The sequence below is a fragment of the Bartonella queenslandensis AUST/NH15 genome (genome assembly GCF_000312585.1).
Lineage (GTDB): Bacteria > Pseudomonadota > Alphaproteobacteria > Rhizobiales > Rhizobiaceae > Bartonella > Bartonella queenslandensis_A.
This window is the reverse complement of record NZ_HE998398.1, coordinates 1-299: the sequence shown is the minus strand read 5'-3', so window position 1 is coordinate 299 and position 299 is coordinate 1. Positions and strand designations below refer to the sequence as shown.

General features: G+C 33.4%; 1 protein-coding gene. It reads right to left on the bottom strand.

Translation table 11 applies throughout. The features are described from left to right. On the bottom strand, positions 1 to 299 hold a 299-nt coding region (locus BN338_RS12500), incomplete at both ends, for a hypothetical protein (protein ID WP_039762450.1).

The following is a 299-nucleotide window of genomic DNA, read 5'->3' as shown; positions in this document are numbered from 1 at the left end:
AAAACACCGCCTTGGGAACTTAAGCGATTACTTGCCCACCTAATCGCTCGAATATAGCTATCGTAGAGGTTTCTTTTTAATGTTGCTTGAGATTTAAGAGCATACGTATTTTGGATACTTCTATCAAGTATTTCATATTCTACATTTGCATTATTATCATTCTCACTTCTTTGACCAGAAGAATAAGGAGGATTACCAAAGATAACTTGAATGTTTAGATTTTTCTGATGTTCTAAATAGTCACTATTTTCTTTAAACAATTCCTGTAGCAGATTCTTCTCTTCAAGCATACGGAATGT